Source organism: Nocardia sp. NPDC005745, assembly GCF_040630775.1.
Classification (GTDB): domain Bacteria; phylum Actinomycetota; class Actinomycetes; order Mycobacteriales; family Mycobacteriaceae; genus Nocardia.
Genome location: NZ_JBEXYF010000038.1, coordinates 39,298 through 58,036 on the forward strand (window position 1 = coordinate 39,298; position 18,739 = coordinate 58,036).

Consider the following 18,739-nt stretch of genomic DNA (forward strand, 5'->3'; position numbering starts at 1 on the left):
GCCGAGGCCGTCAATCCGCTCGGGTCGGCGTCGCGGTGAAGCCGAACTCACCGATGGTGATCACGGCCGGACCGCCCACGCGGTCCAGGTCGTACATCGCCTCCCCGAGGTGGGTGGACATCAAGTCCATCCACCACTCCCAAGGGGATTCGGGCCTGCCACGCAGAGCATCCTCCGCGATCTTCCGGTAGTACTGCCGCAGTGTGTCCGGCGTGAACTGCATGGCGACCGGAGGAGTCAGCGCCGCGCCATCGCGTTCGACAACGTACGGAATGCCGTCCTTCATGCGAACTTTGAGCCCTTCCCAGTTCGCGGCTCGAACAATGGAGTCCGTCAGCTCTTCGTAGGTCGGCTCATGCACGGCAAGCCTTTCCTCCCGGGTAAGCGGTGATTATCGCTCCGTCACTGCCAACGATAACGGTGGGCTCCACTGTCTTCGCGATCTGCCCAGTGACGTGGTTGACCAGATAGATCTGACCCGAGTAACAGGTCTTGCCACCTCCCGCCGCGGCGGTCCGATCGGGTGCGTCGAGAGATTTGGCAATCGCGATATCGGCGATATCCCGCCAGTTCTTCCGTTCGATGTCGGCGAGGTTCTGCCAATCCTGCAGGTGGCGCCCCTGGATGTGGCGAAATCCCCAGCCGTCGGTGCCGCACTTCAATGTCGCTTTGCTGTAGCTTGCGACGACCTTGTCCTGCTTGGACGACACCCCGCAGGCACCCCACACCTGTGCCGCGTGGGCCGGAGCGAACGCAGATGCATTGGTGAAGCTCGCCACGGCGACAGCGGCGGCGAAAACGGTGAGTGAAGCGCGACTGTTCATGAGACCCCCTCGTTGTGCCCGTACACGCCCTCGGATCGGGCGATGTGCAGATCAGAACCTGAAGCGGCGTAGGCGACGGCTGGTTTTCGACGTTGCTGCTGCATCCAAACTTCGGGTTCGATCACGGAATTCGACGGCGTTCGACCCAGCCTGGTTCCACTCTGTGATCGCAATCACTGATAGATGCGAGAGCTGTGGAATCGCTGTCGTGGATCGTCAGTAGACGTCGCGGACGTAGCGCTTTTCGGCGACGAGTTGCTTCTTGAAGGCCAGTGCGCCGTCCTCGTCGAGTTTGCCGTGGATGCGCGCGATCCGCAGGAGGGCCTCGTCGACGTCTTTGGCCATGCGGCTCGCGTCGCCGCAGACGTAGAAGTGGGCGCCATCGCGCAGCCAGGACCACAGCTCGGCGCCGTGTTCGATCATGCGGTGCTGCACGTAGATCCGCTCCCGCTGGTCCCTGGAGAAGGCCAGGTCGAGGCGGGTCAGGAAGCCGGAACGGAACATGTCCTCCAGTTCGGCGCGGTAGTAGAAGTTCTGCGCCGCATGCTGATCGCCGAAGAACAGCCAGTTGCGCCCGGTGCAGCCGAGGGCCCTGCGCTCGTGCAGGAACCCACGGAAGGGCGCGATGCCGGTGCCAGGGCCCACCATGATCATCGGTGCGGCCGGGTCGGCCGGAGGACGGAAGTGCGGTGCGCGTTGCAGGAAGATCGGCACCGCCGCGCCGGTGTAATCGGCGGCCGCCCGATCGGCGAGGAAGGTCGAGCACACTCCGCCGCGCCGCGCCGCCGAACCGGTGGCGGCCGGATCGCCGTAGCGCACGATGCCGACGGTCAGCTCCACCTCGTCCGGGCTGACCAGCGGACTCGACGAGATCGAATACTGGCGCGGCTGTAGCTTCTTCAGCGTGCCGAGCCACTCCACCAGATCGGCTCGAATCGGGAAGTCGCGCAGCACGTCCACGGCCTGCCGGTCCCACAGGTAACTCGCCAGTTCATTGCGGTTGTCGCGGCGCAGCAGTTTGGCGAGTTTGCCGCTGTGGTTGTGCTCGGCGAGGAAGCCGAGCAGATCCTGACCGACCTTGGTGATGTCGTAGTGCGTGCGCAGCGCCTCCGCCAGCGAGAGTTCGCGCTCGTCGACCTCGACCACGCGCCGACCGTCCAGCCCGGTGGCGTCCAGCCATTCGGTGACCAGCGCGGCGCTGTTCACCGGCCAGACGCCCAAGGAGTCGCCCACCTCGTAGGTGGCGTCCAGGCCGCGCAGATCGAACCCGAAGCGGCGCACCTCTTTCGTCGATCCTCCGGTCGACAGCAACTCGTTGCGCAGCAGCGGAGCACGCAGCGGCGCGGTGCGGGTGAACGGCGCGGAAGCGGTGCGGGTGCGCCCGAGCGCCGGTGCGGCACTCGGCATTTCCAGCGTCGCGACCCCACCGCTCCGGGGCGTGGCGCGGCCCGTGCCGCCTGCGCCGCGCACCGGCGGATCGGCGGGGGACCCGGATTCCTCGGCGCCGAACGCGGCGAGCACGTCGTCGAGCCAGCGCTGTGCCGCGTCTTCGTAGTCGGGTTCGCTGTCGACGCGCGTAAGCAATCGGGTCGCGCCGAGTTCGGCGAATTTCTCGTCGAGTTTGCGACCGTAACCGCAGAAGTCGTCATAGGAGGAGTCGCCGAGGGCGAACACCGCGTAGCGCACACCGGTCAGCCGCACGACGGTGTCGGCCAGGCGATCCCAGAAATCGGCTCCGTTGTCCGGCGGCCCTCCGTCGCCGAACGTGCTGCTGACCACCAGCACGTCACCCTGAAGCGTGCTGAGGTCGCAGGAGTCCAGGTCCAGTAGTCGTGGCGTGAAGCCGTGCCCGGCGAGGTGTGCCGAGACGGTGGCCGCGAATTCCTCCGCGGTGCCGGTCTGCGAGGCCCACAGCACGGTGATCGCGCGGACGGCCGCACCCTCGTCCACCGCGGGCGCCGGGCCCGCCGCACCGCGTGAGTACATGCCCGCCAGCAACCCGTCGACCCACAGCCTGCTGTGCCCGGACATCGGCGCCGAGTCCGGGAGCACCGGCTGACCGATCACCGGAAGGGCTTGCAGCGCGGCCAGGTATCCGCTGAGGTAGATCCGCTCGGTTTCGCTGAGCGTGGGGGCGGTGCCGCTGTCGAGACCGAGCACGGCCGCCAGCGGATGCGCCGACTCCGCGGCGGGCAGCGCGGCGGGCGTCTCGGGCCGCGGCACGACGGCCACCCTGCGCAGCGCCACCGCGCACGCCTTGAACTCCGGTTGCAGCGAGGCCGGATCGACCGCGTCGTTGGTGACGGCGTTGATGGTCAGGTATTCGCCCTGCTCGTCGTTCCAGTGGAACGGCGCGAAGCAATCGCCCGGCCGCACACGGTCGCTGACCTGGACCGGAAGCACCGCTCGACCCCGGCGCGAGGCGATCTCGAGCTGGTCGCCCTCGCGCAGACCGAGGCGTTCGGCGTCGGCCGGGTGCACCTCGACGAACGGCGCGCCGGTCAGCTTGGTCAGCTTGCCGATCCTGCCGGTCTTGGTCATGGTGTGCCACTGGTGCTGCAGGCGTCCGGTGTTGAGCAGGAACGGGTAGTCGTCGTCCGGCATTTCCGCGGGCAGCAGGTGCGGGCGCGGCCAGAACACCGCGCGGCGGCTCGGTGTGGCGAAGGCCAGCCGGGGCCGGTGACCGTGGGCGTCGACGAACAACGTCTGGCTGACACCGTCGTTGCGGTACCGGATCGGATTGCGCCTGCGCTCCGGCTCGGCGCACGGCCACTGCATCGGCCCGTCACGCAGCGCCTCGTAGCTGACGCCGCGCAGGTCGTAGCCGGTCGCGGGATTCGCGAAGCGCTTGATCTCCTCGAAGATCTCCGCACCGGAGGCGAAGCCGAAACCGGGGAACCCCATGGCGGTGGCGATGTCGGCGATGATCCGCCAGTCCGGCCGCGCGTCGCCGGTGGGCGGGACCGACTGCCGCATCAGGGTGAGGTTGCGCTCGGAATTCACCATCACCCCCTCGGCTTCCGCCCACAGCGTGGCGGGAAGCAGCAGGTCGGCGTAGGCGTTGGTCGCGGTCTCGGTGTAGGCGTCCTGAGCGATCACCAGTTCGGCGGCTTCCAGGCCCGCGATCACGGTCTTGCGGTTCGACACGGTGGCGACGGGATTGGTGCAGATGATCCAGGCGGCTTTGATCGTGCCTTCGGACAGGTCGCGGAACATCTCCACCGTGCCGGGCCCGGCTTCGGTGCGCAGCGTGCCGGGCTCGAGGTCCCACACGGTCTCCACGAACGCGCGGTCCTCGGCGGAGAGCACGCTGCGCTGCCCGGGCAGGCCGGGGCCCATGTACCCCATCTCCCGGCCGCCCATCGCGTTCGGCTGCCCGGTGAGCGAGAACGGCCCGCTGCCGGGACGGCAGATGGCGCCCGTGGCCAGGTGCAGGTTGCACAGTGCGTTGGTGTTCCAGGTGCCGTGCGTGGACTGGTTGAGTCCCATCGTCCACAGCGACATCCATTCGCCTGCTTCGCCGATCCACTGGGCGGCGGTGCGGATGTCGGCCTCGGCCAGCCCGGTGATCTCCGCCACCCGCTGCGGCGGATAGTCGGCCAGGAACTCCGGCATCGCCGCCCAGCCCTCGGTGTGCTCGGCGATGAACTCCTCGTCGATGTGGCCGCCCTCGACCAGCAGGTGCAGCAGCCCGTTCAACAGTGCGAGATCCGTGCCGGGGGCGATCTGCAGGAAGAGATCGGCACGCGCGGCGGTCTCGGTGCGGCGCGGGTCGACCACGATGAGCCGCGCGCCCGCCTTGAGCCGGTCGGCCATCCGCAGGAACAGGATGGGATGGCAGTCGGCCATGTTCGCGCCGATCACGAAGAACAGGTCGGCGTGTTCGAAGTCGTCGTAGGAGCCGGGCGGTCCGTCCGCGCCGAGCGACTGCTTGTACCCGGTCCCTGCGCTGGCCATGCACAGCCGCGAGTTCGCCTCGATGTGCACCGTGCGCAGGTAACCCTTGGCGAGCTTGGTGGCGAGGTACTGCGCCTCCAGCGACATCTGCCCGGAAACGTAGAGCGCGATCGCGTCGGGACCGTGCTCGTCCAGGATCGCCCGCAATCGGGTGGCCGCCTCGTGCACCGCCTCGTCCACGGGGAAGGGCACCGGGACCTGGCCGCGCTCCGAGCGCCGGTAGGCGGTCTCCATCCGTCCGGTGGCTCGCATCAGCTCCGCGTGCGTCGCGCCCTTGGTGCACAGCCTGCCCGCGTTGGACGGGTGCAACTTGTCGCCGCTGACCTTGGCGATCACCGGTTTCCCCGCCCCATCCGCGGCGGTCGTCACGGTGATTCCGCAGCCCACGCCGCAGTACGAGCACGCCGTTCTGGCGGTGCCGTCGCTGTGGCCGGTCACTGGGTCGGACATGCCTTCGATCATGCGGACCGCCGATTGCGCGGGATTTACCCCGCGTTATCGCCAGGTGACATTCCACCTCACAGTGCTCGAATCCGGCGGTGAGGTGTGACCGGGGTCTCCGGTTCAGCCGAGTTTGTAGGCCCGGTGCAGGGCGACGACGCCCCCGGTGAGATTGCGCCACTTCACCGACGACCACCCGTTCGCCGCGATCCGCATCGCCAACCTGCGCTGATTGGGCCACTCCGTGATGGATTCGGCGAGGTAGACGTAGGCGTCGGGGTTGCTGCTCACCACGCGCGCCACCTTCGGCAGCGCTTTCATCAGATACTCCAGGTACACCGTGCGGAATACCGGGAGCACCGGCGCGGAGAATTCGCACACCACCAGCCTGCCGCCGGGCTTGGTGACCCGCAGCATCTCGCGCAGGGCGAGGTCGGTGTCGGCCACATTGCGCAGCCCGAACGAGATGGTCACCGCGTCGAAGGAGTCGTCGGCGAACGGCAGCGCCATCGCGTCGGCCGCCACCATCGGCACGTCGCGGAACCGGCCCGCGCTGAGCATGCCCTTGGAGAAGTCGGCTGCGAGGCACCAGGCGCCGGACTTCTGCAGCTCCAGCGTCGATACGCCCGTGCCCGCGGCGAGATCGAGCAGCCGCTCGCCCGGCCGGGGCGCCAGCGCCTTGCGGGTCGCCCAGCGCCAGTAGCGATCCTGCCCCGCGGAGATCACGGTGTTGGTCAGGTCGTATCGCCGGGCGACGCCGTCGAACATCGCCGCGACTTCGTGCGGCTGCTTGTCCAAGGAGGCCCGGTTCGATTGCGTTTTCGCCACGCGACGACCCTAACTCGCGGTCTGTTACGAACCGAGCGTGGCGCGGGGATACTTCCGTCACGCTGGAGCGCGGTTCAGGCCGTATGGGGCAAGGAGATCCGGGCGCCCGACACCTCGGCGTAGTGGCCCATCAGCTGGGTACAGACGGCGGGCCAGGTCCGCGACAGCACCGACTTCCTGGCCGCCCCGGCGAACCGGGTCCGCAGCCGCGGATCGTGCAACGCCCCGACGGCACTGGGCAGCAACTCGCCGAAACGTTCCACCGGAAGCAGATAGCCGTTCCGGCAGTGGGCGATCAGGTCGCGCGGCCCGCCCGCGTCGGGGCCGATCACCGGGACGCCCGACGCCAGCGCCTCCTGCACGCCCTGGCAGAACGTCTCGTGCTCGCCCGCGTGCACCATGACGTCGAGACTGGCGTACGCCCGCGCCAGCTCGTCGCCGCCGAGTTCGCCGGTGAACACCGCGGTCGGCATCAGCCGGGCGAGCCGCCTGCGTTCCGGCCCGTCGCCGACGATCACCAGCTGGACATCTGGGTCGGTACCGAGCACCGCGAGCCGCTCGACGTGCTTCTCCGGCGCGAGCCGCCCCACGAAGCCCACCAGCAGGCGGTCACGGCCGGCGAGCCAGGCGTCGCGCAACTCGGCGGAGCGGGCGTCGGGCGTGAACCGCGCGATATCGACGCCGCGCCCCCACCGGTGCACGCGCGGGACGCCGTGCCGGGCCAAGTCCTCCGCCGCCGCCCGGGACGGCGCGAGCGTGCGGGTGGCTCCCTCGTGGATGCGCCGGGTCCAGGCCCAGGCGGCGCGGCTCGTCAGCCCGAGCCCGTAACTCTTGGCGAAGCCCGCGACGTCGGTCTGATACACCGCGACGGTCGGCAGGTCCAGCCGCAGCGCCGCCCCCAGTCCGCCCGCGCCGAGCAGGAACGGGGAGGCCAGGTGGACCACGTCGGCGTCGAAGTCGTCGATGGCCGAGACGATGCCCGGCTGCGGCAGCCCGACCGGCAGCGAGCTGATCCTCGGCACCATGACCGCGGGGACTCGGTGGACCCGGAAACGGTGATACTCCCGCGGCGCGGCAGGCTGCCCGCGCGGTGTGTCGGGCGCGATGATCAGGGCGTCGTGTCCGTGCCGGTCCAAGTGCTCCAGCACCCGCAGCACGGAGTTGACGACGCCGTTCATATTCGGCAGAAACGACTCCGCGACGATCGCTACACGCACATTCCCAGCCTGACCGGTGCACCGCGCCGCCCCGCCACACCGAAGTGAAGCGCACGGAAAGATCCGGCGAACTATCGGGGCGCGCGGATCAACCCACCGGCGTCGGGCCGCGCCTGTTCACGCGGGACAGCAACCACAGTGCGGGCAGCGCGAGCAGCCACACCACCACGATGACCGACAACGCGGGCGGAACGGCGACGCGCACGTCCCGGCCTTCCACCCGCACCAGGTCGGGATCGCTGCGGCTGTATTCCACGCGAATCCGCTCACCCGCGGTCAGGTTCGTCGGATACAGGACGCCGACCTTCGGATTGTGTGTCTCACCGTCCGGTGTGACGTACATGACCGCCGAGCGCAGCCGCCCCGCCGAGAGCACCTCGGCCGTGGTGCTGCCCTTGTCGGAGCTGATCAGATAGTCGTTGCGCCAGGCGGCGAGCACCAGCAGCCCGACGAGCACGCTCACCGCCGTCGCGGCGATCAGCACCCCGATCCCGGCCCGCCGCAGGCGGATCGGCCGCCCGTTGGACTGGCTGGTTTCCGACACCGCCACAGGCTACCGACCGGCTCGGCTACGGTGGCGGCCATGTCCCGAAAATTCAGCTTCACCGTGCCGTACGCAGTCCCGGTCGAAGATCTCCACCGGGCACTCACCACCGATGACGTCTGGCGGGCCCGTTTCGCCGACGCGCCCACCGCCACGCTGGAGGTGTCGCATCCCGGCGGCGCGGGCACCATTCGCATCCATATGACCGAAAAGGCCGCCGAAGACAAGGTACCCGGGCTGGTCCGCAAGGTACTCAAGAGCGAACTCACCTTCTCCCGCACCGACAACTGGCAGCCGCTGGTCGGTGAGGTCGCCAAAGGCACCTTCGAGGCCACCACGGGCGGCATCAACACCGTGATGTCCGGCTCCTACGAGATCCGCTCCACCGCGGAAGGATCCGAAATCGAGGTCGCGGGCACCGTGCAGGTGAAGGTGCCCGTGGTCGGCGGCGCGATCGAGCCGCTCGCCGAGCAGTTGCACCATCGGGTGCTCAACAGCGAGCGCAAATTCATCGAGGAGTGGCTGTCGGCGAAGCCGACCGCCTGACCGCGGGTGTTGCCCCGGCGGGCGCTGGGGCAACATCGCCGCGTCCTAGGCGAAGTCCTGCGGCGAGTACTCCTTCCGCTCCACCAGGACCAGCCAGTTTCCGGAATTGTCCCGGACCACCGCCTCGGTCCCGTAGGGCCGCTCGGCGGGCGGCTGGACGAACTCCACCCCCTTGGCGGTCAGCTCTTCGAAGGTCTTCTGGCAGTTCTCGGTTCGCAGGCCGAGCGAGCCGTGCGTGCCGTTGGCCAGCGCGCGCCGGACGGCCTCGGCGTAGTGCTCGTCCAGCGGCGGGCCCGGGATCATCAGGGTGATCTCCAGCTCCGGGTGCGCGGGGTGGGCGATGGTCACCCAGCGGAAACCGTTGTCGCCCATGGTGACGTCGGCGGTCTCCACGAATCCCAGCTTGTCGATGTACCACTCCTTGGCCGCGTCCTGGTCCGTGACGTACACCGTGACCAGGGAAACGTTCGTAATCGTCGTCATGCGGGCCAGGCTATGGCCCGTGCTGTGCCCCCGGCTTCTCCGAAATTGCGCCGTTTGCTCAGCCGGGCGGCTTGCGGTCGGACAGTCCGTGCATGAAGACGAAACAGCCGGGGATGCGCGGAGCGCCGTCGGCGAACTTCGCCTGGTACTCCGACGGCGTCACGCCGACCAGCTGCCGGAACTTGCTGCTGAACGAGCCGAGGCTGCTGTAGCCGACCAGCATGCACACCTCGGTGACGGTGAGATTGGTCGCGCGCAGCAGATCCTGGGCGCGTTCGATGCGCCGCTCGGCCAGGTACGCGGCGGGGGTAAGGCCGTAGACCGCGGCGAACGCGCGCAGGAAGTGGTATTTCGACACCCCCGCGGCCGCCGCCAGCCCATCCAGATTCAGCGCGTCGGCGTAGTGACGGTCCGCCACGTCCTTGGCTCGGCGCAGATGTGGCAGCAGATACAGCGCGGGCAATCCGCGCGCTCGCTGTTCGCCCATCGCGCCACCCGTTCCTAGGCGAACGGCGGACGCTCGTCGAAACGCAGCGACGCCCGGCCCGCCATCCGCCAAGCCCGCGCGGTCAGGTCGACGTCCTCGTCGGTCACCAGGTTGCCCATCACCCGGACCGCGGTGCGCTGCAGATACTTCGAGCGCATCACGGGGGGACCGCCCAGCGGCACCATGCGCGGGTGCGTGGCCAGGCCCGCGATCCGCCGGGCCACCGAGAACGTGCGTCCGTAGCGGGCGCGCAACACCTGCGGCCAGATCGCGGTGAGGTCGGGCTCGTCCAGCAGCTCCGACAGCAGGTGACCGCCTTCCAGGCCGTAATCGATGCCTTCGCCGTTGAGCGGGTTCACACAACCCGCGGCGTCACCGATCAGCACCCAGTTGCGCCCCGCGACGTTCGAGACCGCCCCGCCCATCGGCAGCAGGGCCGAGGCCACCGCGCGCAGCGAGCCCTCGAATTCCCATTCCTCCGTGCGCTGCGCGGTGTAGTGCGCCAGCAAGGGCTTCAGCGCGATGTGCGAGGGCCGGCGTTCCGTGGCCAGTGACCCGACCCCGATATTCACCTCGCCATTGCCCAGCGGGAACACCCAGCCGTAGCCGGGAACCAGCTCGCCGGAGGCATCGCGCAACTCCAGATGAGAGGTGATCCACTGATCGTCGCTGCGTCCCGACTTGATGTAGGCCCGCGCGGCGGTGCCGTACGCGTACTGCCGATGCCAGACGCGGCCGAGCAGCCGCCCGATCGGTGAACGCACTCCGTCGGCGACCACCAGCGTCCGGCAGGCGATCGTGCGCGTGCCGTCGGCTGTTCGCACCGTCACGCCGGTGACCCGGTCACCCTCGCGGGTGACGTCGACCACTTTCGTCCCGTCCACCATGCGCGCGCCGGACTTCACCGCTGTCTCGCGCAGTTTGTCGTCGAGTTCGGTTCGAGGAACCGCGCTTCCGTAGGTCGGGAAGGATCCGCCCGGCCAGCTCAGCAGCGCCTCGCGGCCGAAGCCGGTCATCCGGAGGCCGTGGTTGACGACGTGCGCGCGCACCCACTCGCCGAGGCCGAGCTGCTCCAGTTCGGCGGTCGCGCGCGGGGTCAGCCCATCGCCGCAGGTCTTGTCCCTGGGAAAGACGGCGGAATCGATGAGCACCACGTCCCGTCCCGCCCGTGCCGCCCAGGCCGCCGACGCCGACCCGGCCGGGCCGGCGCCGACGACCAGCACCTCGGCTCGGCTGGGCAACGCGTCCTCGTCGCGCGCGGGACTCGCTTCCGGTGCACCCATCGCTCCATACTCGCAGGGCCGTCTCGTCCATGTCGACGTCGGCCGCGCTCGCGTCGTGGATGATCACCGGCGAAGCGGCGTGCGAGTGGCCGATACACCACAGAGTGACGGTGTTCATGGGCCATCCGCCGGGGACACGCTAGGTTCTCTACCGTGGGGTCGGACGCATCGCTGGGAGAAGAAATGAGCAGATCGGCCATGAGCGAGCGCAGCGAGCGAATCATGGACACGGCGCACGGCGGGCACAGCGGAGCCGCGGGCGACGTGAGCACGGTCGTGGCCGGAGTCGACCTCGGTGACGCCGGGCTCGCCGACACGGTGCGCGACGGCCTGGCCGAGGTGGAGAAACTCCTGGTCGAGGAGCTGTCCGACGGTGCGGAATTCCTCCAGGAAGCCGCGCTGCACCTGGCCAAAGCCGGCGGCAAGCGCTTCCGTCCGCTGTTCACCATCCTCACCGGACAGCTCGGCCCGCGACCCACCGATCCCGCCCTGATCACCGCGGGCACCGTCGTCGAGCTCGTGCACCTGGCCACGCTGTACCACGACGACGTGATGGACGAGGCCACCATGCGCCGCGGCGCCCCGAGCGTCAACTCGCGGTGGGGGAACAACATCGCCATCCTCGCGGGCGACTATCTGTTCGCGCACGCGTCCCGGCTCACATCCACCCTCGGCCCCGACGCGGTGCGCATCATCGCCGAGACCTTCGCCGAACTCGTCACCGGTCAGATGCGCGAGACCATGGGCGCCCGCGAATCCCAGGACCCGGTCGAGCACTACCTGCGCGTGGTGTGGGAGAAGACCGGTTCGCTCATCGCCGCGGCCGGGCGTTTCGGCGGCACCTTCTCGGGCGCGGACGCGGAGCACGTCGAACGGCTGGCCCGCCTCGGCGACGCGGTCGGGACCGCCTTCCAGATCTCCGACGACATCATCGACATCTCCTCCGCGTCCGAGCAATCGGGCAAGACCCCCGGCACCGATCTGCGTGAGGGTGTGCACACCCTGCCGGTGCTGTACGCGCTGCGCGAGGAGGGCGCCGACGGCGACCGCCTGCGCAAGCTGCTGGCCCGTCCGCTGGAAACCGACGACGAGGTCGAAGAGGCACTCGCCCTGCTCGCCGACTCCCGCGGCATGGCACTGGCCAAGGAGAAACTCCAGGGCTATGCCGACCTCGCCTACGCCGAGCTGTCCGCCCTGCCCGACGGCCCGGCCAACGACGCGCTCGAGCGGCTGGTCCGCTACACCATCGAACGCGTGGGGTGAGCGTGTGTTGTCGGCGCGGCGCGGGCCGCACCGGAACTTTGCTCGTGGCTTCTATCGTTGAGCTGCTGTAAGGCGACTCGGTGAACGGGGGAGCGGCAAGGGAGACGTATGCACGGGCACGGGTTGGCGAACGGGCTGAAGACCTTCGCGCTGATGGTGGGCCTCTCCGCCATGATCGTGTTCATCGGTGCGCTGTTCCGCAACCCGACGATCCTCGTCGTCGCGATCCTGCTCGCGGTGGGCATGAACGCCTACGCGTACTTCAACAGCGACAAGATCGCGCTGAAGGCCATGCACGCGCAGCCGGTCAGCGAGCTGGAAGCCCCGGTCATGTACCGGATCGTGCGTGAGCTGGCCACCATCGCGCGGCAGCCGATGCCCCGGCTGTACATCAGCCCGACGAACGCGCCCAACGCCTTCGCCACCGGACGTAATCCCCGCCGTGCCGCGGTCTGTTGCACCAGCGGCATCCTGCAGATTCTCGACGAACGGGAACTGCGGGCCGTGCTGGGGCACGAACTCTCCCACGTCTACAACCGCGACATCCTCATTTCCTCGATCGCGGGCGCGCTAGCAGCCGTCATCTCGGGCGTGGCGAACCTGGCGGTGTACATTTCGATGTTCGGCGGCAACCGCAACGGCGAGGGCCCGAACGTGCTCGCCGTGCTGTTGGTGTCGCTGCTCGGTCCGATCGCCGCGTCGCTGATCAAGCTGGCCGTCTCGCGCTCGCGCGAATTCCAGGCCGACCAGTCCGGCGCCGAACTGACCGGCGACCCGCTGGCGTTGGCGTCGGCGCTGCGGAAGATCGAACGCGGCGTGCACACCGCCCCGCTCCCGCCCGAGCCCCGGCTGGCGGCGCAGTCGCATCTGATGATCGCCAACCCGTTCCGTCCTGGCGAGAAGGTCGCGCGCTGGTTCTCCACCCATCCGCCGATGAACGAACGCATCGCCCGGCTGGAGGAGATGGCAGGCGGCCCGCGCCGGTACTGAGCCCCGGCAGCGTCAGTCGTCCGAGGCCAGCTGGTCTTCGTACGCGCGAAACGTATCGACGAACAACTTCCGCTGCTGCGCGGTGAGCGGCTCGAGGACCGTACGCCAGGCTCGAGCACTGCGCCCAAGCCATTTGCGCACGGACTTCTCGTGCGCCGGTGCGATGGCGACGATGGTGCGTCTGCGGTCGTCCGGGTCCGCTCCACGCTCGAGCACACCCTGCTTGCTGAGTTCGCCGACCATCAAGCTCACCGTCGTGGGCGCCACCTCGAGGCGGGCGGCCAGATCCGTCACCGTGGTCGGTCCGTCGAACACCAGATTGGCCAGCAGCGACAGGTGCCGAGGCGCCAGCGAGAACGATTCCAGCTCCTTGGGAACGCCCAGCTTCTTGGCCCGTCCGACCGCACGCGGCATGAGCAGCAGCAGCATGCGGATGCCGTCGTCCACGCCGAGCCCGTCGCGCTCCTCGGTTGACATGCCGACGCCTCGATCGCGGCCGTGCTGCGGCCGGTCAGCGGTAGTTGACGAACTGCAGCGCGATCCCGAAATCCTCGCCTTTCAGCAGCGCGATCACCGCCTGGAGATCGTCGCGCTTCTTGCTGCTCACCCGCAGCTCGTCGCCCTGGATCTGCGCCTTCACGCCCTTCGGGCCCTCGTCCCGGATCTTCTTGGAGATCTTCTTCGCGTGCTCGGAATCGATGCCCTGCACCAGCGAGCCGGTGATCTTGTACACCTTGCCGGAGGAGACCGGCTCGCCCGCGTCGAACGCCTTCAGCGAGATGTCGCGGCGGATCAGCTTCTCCTTGAACACCTCCAGCGCGGCCTTGACGCGCTCCTCCGCCTCCGCGGTGAGCACGATCTTGTCCTCGCCGGACCATTCGATCGACGCGCCGGTGCCGCGGAAGTCGTAGCGGGTGCCGAGTTCCTTCTCCGCCTGATGCAGGGCGTTGTCGACCTCCTGCCGGTCGACCTTGCTCACAACATCGAAAGACGAATCAGCCACGCTGCGCTCCTGTTCTGACGGTCCGACGGGTGAGCTGAGCGGGACGCTTCCAGCCATCGTCAGTTCTACCCGGAGCCCCGAGGGTAGTCGCGTCGCAGGGCCGATAGCCAGCCGGTTTGCATTCAGGGTGCGGGTTCGATGTATTCTGCTCAGCGCGTGAAAGAATGCGCGAACGGCAGGTTGCCCGAGCGGCCAATGGGAGCAGACTGTAAATCTGTCGGTGAAAGCCTACGTAGGTTCGAATCCTACACCTGCCACCGTCGTTCGCTGAGTGAGCCCTGTACGCGGAAAGCGCGTACAGGGCTCACTTTGTATGTTCTGTGGGGGTGCAACCCCCACGCCCCGGCCGGCGGGGCTTCGCCCCCGGACCCCCTCGGTGGTTGCGTTGGTCACGGGTGTTTCCTTGGTCGTTCACACCGGCGCGTCGATGACCGACGTCCTTATCGAGCCGGATCGCGTTTGGTGCGGCCGGGTTCTGTTTCACCCCGGTTCGTCGGTCGGTTCGGGTCGTCACCGCGTCGGTCGGCCGCTTCGATTCCGGCCTCGAACCGGCCGCTGTTTTCGCGTTTCTTGTGATCGTTCCGTGGCCGCGTTGCGGCGCAGCGGCCAGGTTTGTGTGGGAACGGGCCGTATCTCGCAAGCAGGCGCTACTCCCGAGAGCCGTGACGGTGCGCCGAATCGCTGCGACTTTGCGTGGAAAACGACCCTCTGACCACGCGGTTTGGTACGAAGACCGGTGAGTGTGTAACCTCGTTCAAGACTTCACCGCGCTGAGGTCGAGTATCTGGGGCTCGGTGCGGAAGTAGTCATGCCCCCTTAGCTCAGTCGGCAGAGCGTTTCCATGGTAAGGAAAAGGTCAACGGTTCGATTCCGTTAGGGGGCTCGCCGGATTGCCGGTGGTGACCGACTCGGCATCGCTCCCGTAGTGCGGGCTCGGCACCATGGCAATGCGACGCCGTGGCGGTGTAGCTCAGTCGGTAGAGCAAACGACTCATAATCGTTGTGTCGCCGGTTCAAGTCCGGCCATCGCTACCACAACCCGATACAAGACCATCAGGTACCGGAAAGAAGGCATATCGTGGCCGCGAAGTCCACCGATGTCCGGCCAAAGATCACCTTGGCCTGCGAGCAGTGCAAGCACCGCAACTACATCACCAAGAAGAACCGGCGCAACGACCCGGACCGGCTGGAGCTGAAGAAGTTCTGCCCGAACTGCGGCACGCACCGGGCGCACCGCGAATCCCGCTAGTCCTCCACGCGTGAACTACCGCGTGGTGTAGCACCGGGAGTCGCATCCCGGTATCTCGGGCCGTGGCACCGCGAGGGCCGGACAACTGTCCGGCCCTGACGCATTTTCACGGTGTGGGTGCGGTGGTGAGCGCTCCGCAGACTCCGGGTGACGGGGTCAGATAGGTACAGTCCTCCCGTGACAATCAACACCGGTACAGACGAAGCGGTCCAGACGGGCGAGCAGCTCGACCCCGCGGCGAACGCCGCGGCGATGGTCGGTCACCACTACCGCGTCGACGACTACTACGAGGTCGGCCGCGAAAAGGTGCGTGAGTACGCCCGTGCCGTGCAGGACTACCACCCGGTGCACTGGGACGAGGACGCGGCGCAGGAGTACGGGTACGACAACCTGCTCGCGCCGGTCACCTTCATCTCCCTGGTCGGGATTCTCGCGCAGCGCAAATTGTTCGAAGAGGTCGTCACCGGCTACGACCTCAGCCAGATCATGCAGACCGACCAGATCCTGGAGTTCCATCGCCCGATCAAGGTCGGCGACCAGCTCACCTGCGATGTCCACCTGCACTCGTTCCGGCAGGCCTTCGGCGGCGACATCATCGTGACCAAGAACATCGTCACCGCGCAGAACGACGAACTGGTGCTCACCACCTACACCACCCTCGTCGGGCGCAGCGGCGGCGACATCGACCCGAACCTCAACGCCGCCGTCCGCAACGTGCTCATGCACGGCATCGGCGAGGACGCGCCGGGGCATCACCCGCGTAGCGCGCTCGCGGTGACCGAGTCGCCGACTTCGGTCGTGCCGCCCGCGGAAGGGGTGCGCACGAAGCACGCCATCCGCTTCGAGGACGTCTCCGCCGGCGACGAACTGCCCGCGCGCATCGTCCGGCTCACCCGCGGCGATCTGGTGAACTACGCGGGCGTCTCCGGCGACGCCAACCCGATCCACTGGAGCGACGAGGTCGTGAAGCTCGTCGGCCTGGACAACGTCGTGGCGCACGGCATGCTCACCATGGGCCTAGGCGGCGGATTCGTCACCTCGTGGCTCGGCGACCCCGGCGCGATCAAGGAGTACAACGTCCGCTTCACCAGCCCGGTCTACGTGGGCTCCGACGAGGCCGCCGAGATCGAGTACACCGGTAAGGTGAAATCGGTCGATCCGGAGACCAGGACCGCGGTCGTGGCCATCGTGGCCAAGGCGGCGGGCAAGAAGATCTTCGGCCGCGCCACCGCGACCGTGCAACTGGCCTGACCAGGGACAGCGACCCGGATTGGCTAATGCCGCGCACGGTAACGTACACTCAGGTTTCTGGGGTCGCCAGCCGCTGCGCGCTGCTCTGAGGGGCTGGTTCCAGGCGGTCCGTGAGGATCGTCCAAGGGGCCGGCAACTGCCGGAGTGGCGCGCGTGTTGTGTGACACCAGGGAACAACTGGATATCGAACAGTGGTTGGACAGCCAACACCGTCCGACCAAAGGGGCGTAGCTCAACTGGCAGAGCAGCGGTCTCCAAAACCGCAGGTTGCAGGTTCAAGTCCTGTCGCCCCTGCCCTGGATGCCAGCGACGAGAGAGGACCGACGTGAGCGAGCGTAGCGAGCGAGCCATTGGCACAGCGCGCATCGCGCACGGCGGCACCGAGCGCAGCGAGGAGAAGGCGTGAGCGACGAGCGGGACACTCGCCGCGGCGCGCATGCCGCCGACGACGGCGACGACACCGCCGCAGCGACACGACCGAGCGGAAAGCGTTCCGCCCGGCGGACCCGCACCGCGTCCTCGCAGGTAGATACGGGCACGGTCGCCACGCTCGACCGTCCGTCGCGGAAGGCAGCCAAGACGACCGATCGGGCCGAACGCAAGACGACGGGTAATCCGTTCAAGCGTTTGCTCAAGTTCCTGCGTGAGGTCATCGCGGAACTGCGCAAGGTGATCTGGCCCAACCGGAAGCAGATGGTCACCTATACGAGCGTTGTTCTGGTGTTCGTGATTTTCATGGTCGCGTACATCAGCGGGTTGGATCTGGCGTTCATCAAGGGTGTCAACTGGCTGTTCGGCTAGCTGAACGACGCCGACGCCGGTAGCCGATCCCGGGGCGGACACGGGTGGAAGCGATTTCGCCGCGCGCCCGGCCCCGGCACGCAGAGGATGTACGTGACGACACAGGAAGCGAGTGCCCCAGTGAGCACCCCGGAGAACGACACACACGACAAGTTCCCGGCCGACGACGCGGTGGCCGAGCCCACCGACTCCGTCGAGGAGTTCGCGACCGACGAGCCCGCGGTCGAGGAATCGGAGCCCGCTGAGTCCGTCCCCGCCGCCCCGATCGATGCCGAGCCCGCCGATCCGGTCGCCGAGATGAAGGCAGCGCTGCGGCGCGCCCCCGGCGAGTGGTACGTGATCCACTCCTACGCAGGCTACGAGAACAAGGTGAAGGCCAACCTCGAGACCCGTGTGCAGAACCTGGACCTGGAGGACTACATCTTCCAGGTCGAGGTGCCCACCGAAGAGGTCACCGAGATCAAGAACGGGCAGCGCAAGCACGTCAACCGCAAGGTGCTGCCCGGTTACATCCTGGTCCGCATGGAACTCAACGACGAGTCGTGGGGCGCGGTGCGCAACACCCCCGGCGTCACCGGCTTCGTCGGCGCCACCTCCCGTCCGTCGCCGCTGTCCATCGACGACGTGGTGAAGTTCCTCGTGCCCGCCGCCCAGCAGCAGAAGAAGCCCGCTGCCGCGTCGGCGGCCGCCGAGTCCGCGGGTGGCGAGGTCGCGCCGAAGCCGGTCATCGAGGTCGACTTCGAGGTCGGCGAGTCGGTGACCGTCATGGACGGCCCCTTCGCGACGTTGCCCGCCAGCATCTCCGAGGTCAACGCCGAACAGCAGAAGCTCAAGGTGCTCGTGTCGATCTTCGGCCGCGAGACCCCGGTCGAGCTGGCGTTCACCCAGGTCGCGAAGATCTAGATCCGTTCCGTCGACGACGGGATGAATCGGCCCGCGCGGCGGGTTGATTCACAGACTTGCAAAGAGCAAGGACACCAAACACCTAGGAAAGAAAGATGCCCCCCAAGAAGAAGAAGCTCGCCGGGATCATCAAGCTTCAGATCCAGGCCGGCCAGGCGAACCCGGCCCCTCCGGTCGGCCCCGCCCTCGGTCAGCACGGCGTCAACATCATGGAGTTCTGCAAGGCGTACAACGCCGCGACCGAGTCGCAGCGTGGCAACGTCATCCCGGTCGAGATCTCGGTGTACGAGGACCGGTCGTTCGACTTCAAGCTGAAGACCCCGCCCGCCGCCAAGCTGCTGCTCAAGGCCGCAGGCGTGCAGAAGGGCTCGGCGGAGCCGCACCGCCTCAAGGTCGCCAAGGTGACCATGGACCAGGTGCGCGAGATCGCCAAGACCAAGCAGGAAGATCTGAACGCCAACGACATCGAGCAGGCGGCCAAGATCATTGCGGGTACCGCGCGTTCGATGGGTATCACCGTCGAAGGCTGAGCGGAATCGCTCCCCGGTGGGAGGGCCGGCCAGGCCCGATAACCACGTCTGAACTACCAACACAGCGGCGCGAGCGACGGACTCGCCAGGCGGAAGCCCGCGTGACCACGCGGAGTCCCGGGAGCGCCGCGGATCGAAC

At 68.0% G+C, this 18,739-nt stretch carries 19 protein-coding genes and 4 tRNA genes; 12 read left to right on the forward strand and 11 right to left on the reverse strand.

The annotated features are described in order from the left end of the window. Positions 1 to 10 precede the first annotated feature (10 nt). From ABZ420_RS30085 to ABZ420_RS30110, 6 genes are all read right to left on the reverse strand, one after another. Positions 11 to 361: a hypothetical protein gene (locus ABZ420_RS30085; RefSeq protein ID WP_357129724.1), complete on the reverse strand. Its 351-nt coding sequence runs from the start codon at positions 359 to 361 to the stop codon at positions 11 to 13. Then, positions 354 to 824, reverse strand: a complete 471-nt coding sequence (locus ABZ420_RS30090; protein WP_357129727.1) for a hypothetical protein — start codon at positions 822 to 824, stop codon at positions 354 to 356. The genes ABZ420_RS30085 and ABZ420_RS30090 overlap by 8 nt, the downstream gene beginning before the upstream one ends. A 216-nt stretch (positions 825 to 1,040) precedes the next feature. Continuing rightward, positions 1,041 to 5,231 (reverse strand): bifunctional nitrate reductase/sulfite reductase flavoprotein subunit alpha, encoded by a 4,191-nt coding sequence (locus tag ABZ420_RS30095; protein ID WP_357129730.1) that lies wholly within the window; start codon positions 5,229 to 5,231, stop codon positions 1,041 to 1,043. A gap of 114 nt (positions 5,232 to 5,345) precedes the next feature. Continuing rightward, entirely contained in the window at positions 5,346 to 6,050 is a 705-nt protein-coding gene (locus tag ABZ420_RS30100; protein ID WP_062968273.1) for a demethylmenaquinone methyltransferase, read from the reverse strand. Between the two features lie 74 nt (positions 6,051 to 6,124). Beyond that, the gene (locus ABZ420_RS30105; protein WP_357129733.1) at positions 6,125 to 7,267 is read right to left on the reverse strand and encodes a glycosyltransferase family 1 protein; all 1,143 of its coding nucleotides are present in this window, start codon (positions 7,265 to 7,267) and stop codon (positions 6,125 to 6,127) included. A gap of 88 nt (positions 7,268 to 7,355) precedes the next feature. Beyond that, entirely contained in the window at positions 7,356 to 7,811 is a 456-nt protein-coding gene (locus ABZ420_RS30110) for a DUF3592 domain-containing protein (protein WP_357129736.1), read from the reverse strand. 39 nt (positions 7,812 to 7,850) lie between these two features. Between ABZ420_RS30110 and ABZ420_RS30115 the strand changes: the two genes are divergently transcribed. Beyond that, on the forward strand, positions 7,851 to 8,357 hold the full coding sequence (locus ABZ420_RS30115) for a DUF2505 domain-containing protein (RefSeq protein ID WP_357129739.1): 507 nt from the start codon (positions 7,851 to 7,853) through the stop codon (positions 8,355 to 8,357). A gap of 45 nt (positions 8,358 to 8,402) precedes the next feature. Here ABZ420_RS30115 and ABZ420_RS30120 read toward each other — a convergent pair whose 3' ends face one another. Genes ABZ420_RS30120 through ABZ420_RS30130 form a run of 3 tightly spaced genes read right to left on the reverse strand, consistent with a single transcriptional unit; the run spans position 8,403 to position 10,610 of the window. Continuing rightward, positions 8,403 to 8,840: a VOC family protein gene (locus ABZ420_RS30120; RefSeq protein WP_040870330.1), complete on the reverse strand. Its 438-nt coding sequence runs from the start codon at positions 8,838 to 8,840 to the stop codon at positions 8,403 to 8,405. Between the two features lie 58 nt (positions 8,841 to 8,898). Continuing rightward, positions 8,899 to 9,327 carry a helix-turn-helix transcriptional regulator gene (locus ABZ420_RS30125; RefSeq protein ID WP_357129742.1) on the reverse strand — a complete coding sequence of 143 codons (429 nt, stop codon included), beginning with the start codon at positions 9,325 to 9,327 and terminating at the stop codon, positions 8,899 to 8,901. Positions 9,328 to 9,341: 14 nt separating this feature from the next. Continuing rightward, positions 9,342 to 10,610: a geranylgeranyl reductase family protein gene (locus ABZ420_RS30130; protein ID WP_357129745.1), complete on the reverse strand. Its 1,269-nt coding sequence runs from the start codon at positions 10,608 to 10,610 to the stop codon at positions 9,342 to 9,344. Between the two features lie 222 nt (positions 10,611 to 10,832). On the opposite strand from ABZ420_RS30130, the gene ABZ420_RS30135 reads away from it, so the two are divergent. Both ABZ420_RS30135 and htpX read left to right on the forward strand, forming a co-directional pair. Next, positions 10,833 to 11,873 (forward strand): polyprenyl synthetase family protein, encoded by a 1,041-nt coding sequence (locus tag ABZ420_RS30135; protein WP_357035380.1) that lies wholly within the window; start codon positions 10,833 to 10,835, stop codon positions 11,871 to 11,873. A gap of 108 nt (positions 11,874 to 11,981) precedes the next feature. Continuing rightward, on the forward strand, positions 11,982 to 12,863 hold the full coding sequence (gene htpX / locus ABZ420_RS30140; RefSeq protein WP_357129748.1) for a zinc metalloprotease HtpX: 882 nt from the start codon (positions 11,982 to 11,984) through the stop codon (positions 12,861 to 12,863). A 12-nt stretch (positions 12,864 to 12,875) separates the two neighbouring features. Here htpX and ABZ420_RS30145 read toward each other — a convergent pair whose 3' ends face one another. Both ABZ420_RS30145 and ABZ420_RS30150 read right to left on the reverse strand, forming a co-directional pair. Continuing rightward, a complete protein-coding gene (locus ABZ420_RS30145; RefSeq protein WP_357129751.1) occupies positions 12,876 to 13,340 on the reverse strand; it encodes a MarR family winged helix-turn-helix transcriptional regulator in 465 nt (154 codons plus the stop codon). Positions 13,341 to 13,374: 34 nt separating this feature from the next. After that, entirely contained in the window at positions 13,375 to 13,866 is a 492-nt protein-coding gene (locus tag ABZ420_RS30150; RefSeq protein WP_062968288.1) for a YajQ family cyclic di-GMP-binding protein, read from the reverse strand. Positions 13,867 to 14,040: 174 nt separating this feature from the next. On the opposite strand from ABZ420_RS30150, the gene ABZ420_RS30155 reads away from it, so the two are divergent. The 9 genes from ABZ420_RS30155 (at position 14,041) to rplK (ending at position 18,600) form a co-directional block, all read left to right on the forward strand. Beyond that, positions 14,041 to 14,123 (forward strand) — tRNA-Tyr (locus ABZ420_RS30155). Positions 14,124 to 14,676: 553 nt separating this feature from the next. Continuing rightward, positions 14,677 to 14,749: transfer RNA gene (locus ABZ420_RS30160), tRNA-Thr, on the forward strand. A 76-nt stretch (positions 14,750 to 14,825) separates the two neighbouring features. Continuing rightward, positions 14,826 to 14,901: transfer RNA gene (locus tag ABZ420_RS30165), tRNA-Met, on the forward strand. A 43-nt stretch (positions 14,902 to 14,944) separates the two neighbouring features. Continuing rightward, positions 14,945 to 15,115 carry a 50S ribosomal protein L33 gene (gene rpmG / locus ABZ420_RS30170; RefSeq protein ID WP_011211653.1) on the forward strand — a complete coding sequence of 57 codons (171 nt, stop codon included), beginning with the start codon at positions 14,945 to 14,947 and terminating at the stop codon, positions 15,113 to 15,115. 183 nt (positions 15,116 to 15,298) lie between these two features. Next, positions 15,299 to 16,366 (forward strand): fused (3R)-hydroxyacyl-ACP dehydratase subunits HadA/HadB, encoded by a 1,068-nt coding sequence (locus ABZ420_RS30175; protein ID WP_357129790.1) that lies wholly within the window; start codon positions 15,299 to 15,301, stop codon positions 16,364 to 16,366. Between the two features lie 221 nt (positions 16,367 to 16,587). Further along, positions 16,588 to 16,660, forward strand: a tRNA-Trp gene (locus tag ABZ420_RS30180). Between the two features lie 108 nt (positions 16,661 to 16,768). Then, positions 16,769 to 17,167, forward strand: a complete 399-nt coding sequence (gene secE / locus ABZ420_RS30185) for a preprotein translocase subunit SecE (protein WP_357034414.1) — start codon at positions 16,769 to 16,771, stop codon at positions 17,165 to 17,167. A gap of 120 nt (positions 17,168 to 17,287) precedes the next feature. Beyond that, positions 17,288 to 18,070, forward strand: a complete 783-nt coding sequence (gene nusG / locus ABZ420_RS30190; protein WP_357129793.1) for a transcription termination/antitermination protein NusG — start codon at positions 17,288 to 17,290, stop codon at positions 18,068 to 18,070. A 95-nt stretch (positions 18,071 to 18,165) separates the two neighbouring features. Next, positions 18,166 to 18,600, forward strand: coding sequence for a 50S ribosomal protein L11 (gene rplK / locus ABZ420_RS30195; protein ID WP_357129755.1), 435 nt, complete (start codon positions 18,166 to 18,168; stop codon positions 18,598 to 18,600). Positions 18,601 to 18,739: the final 139 nt, after the last annotated feature.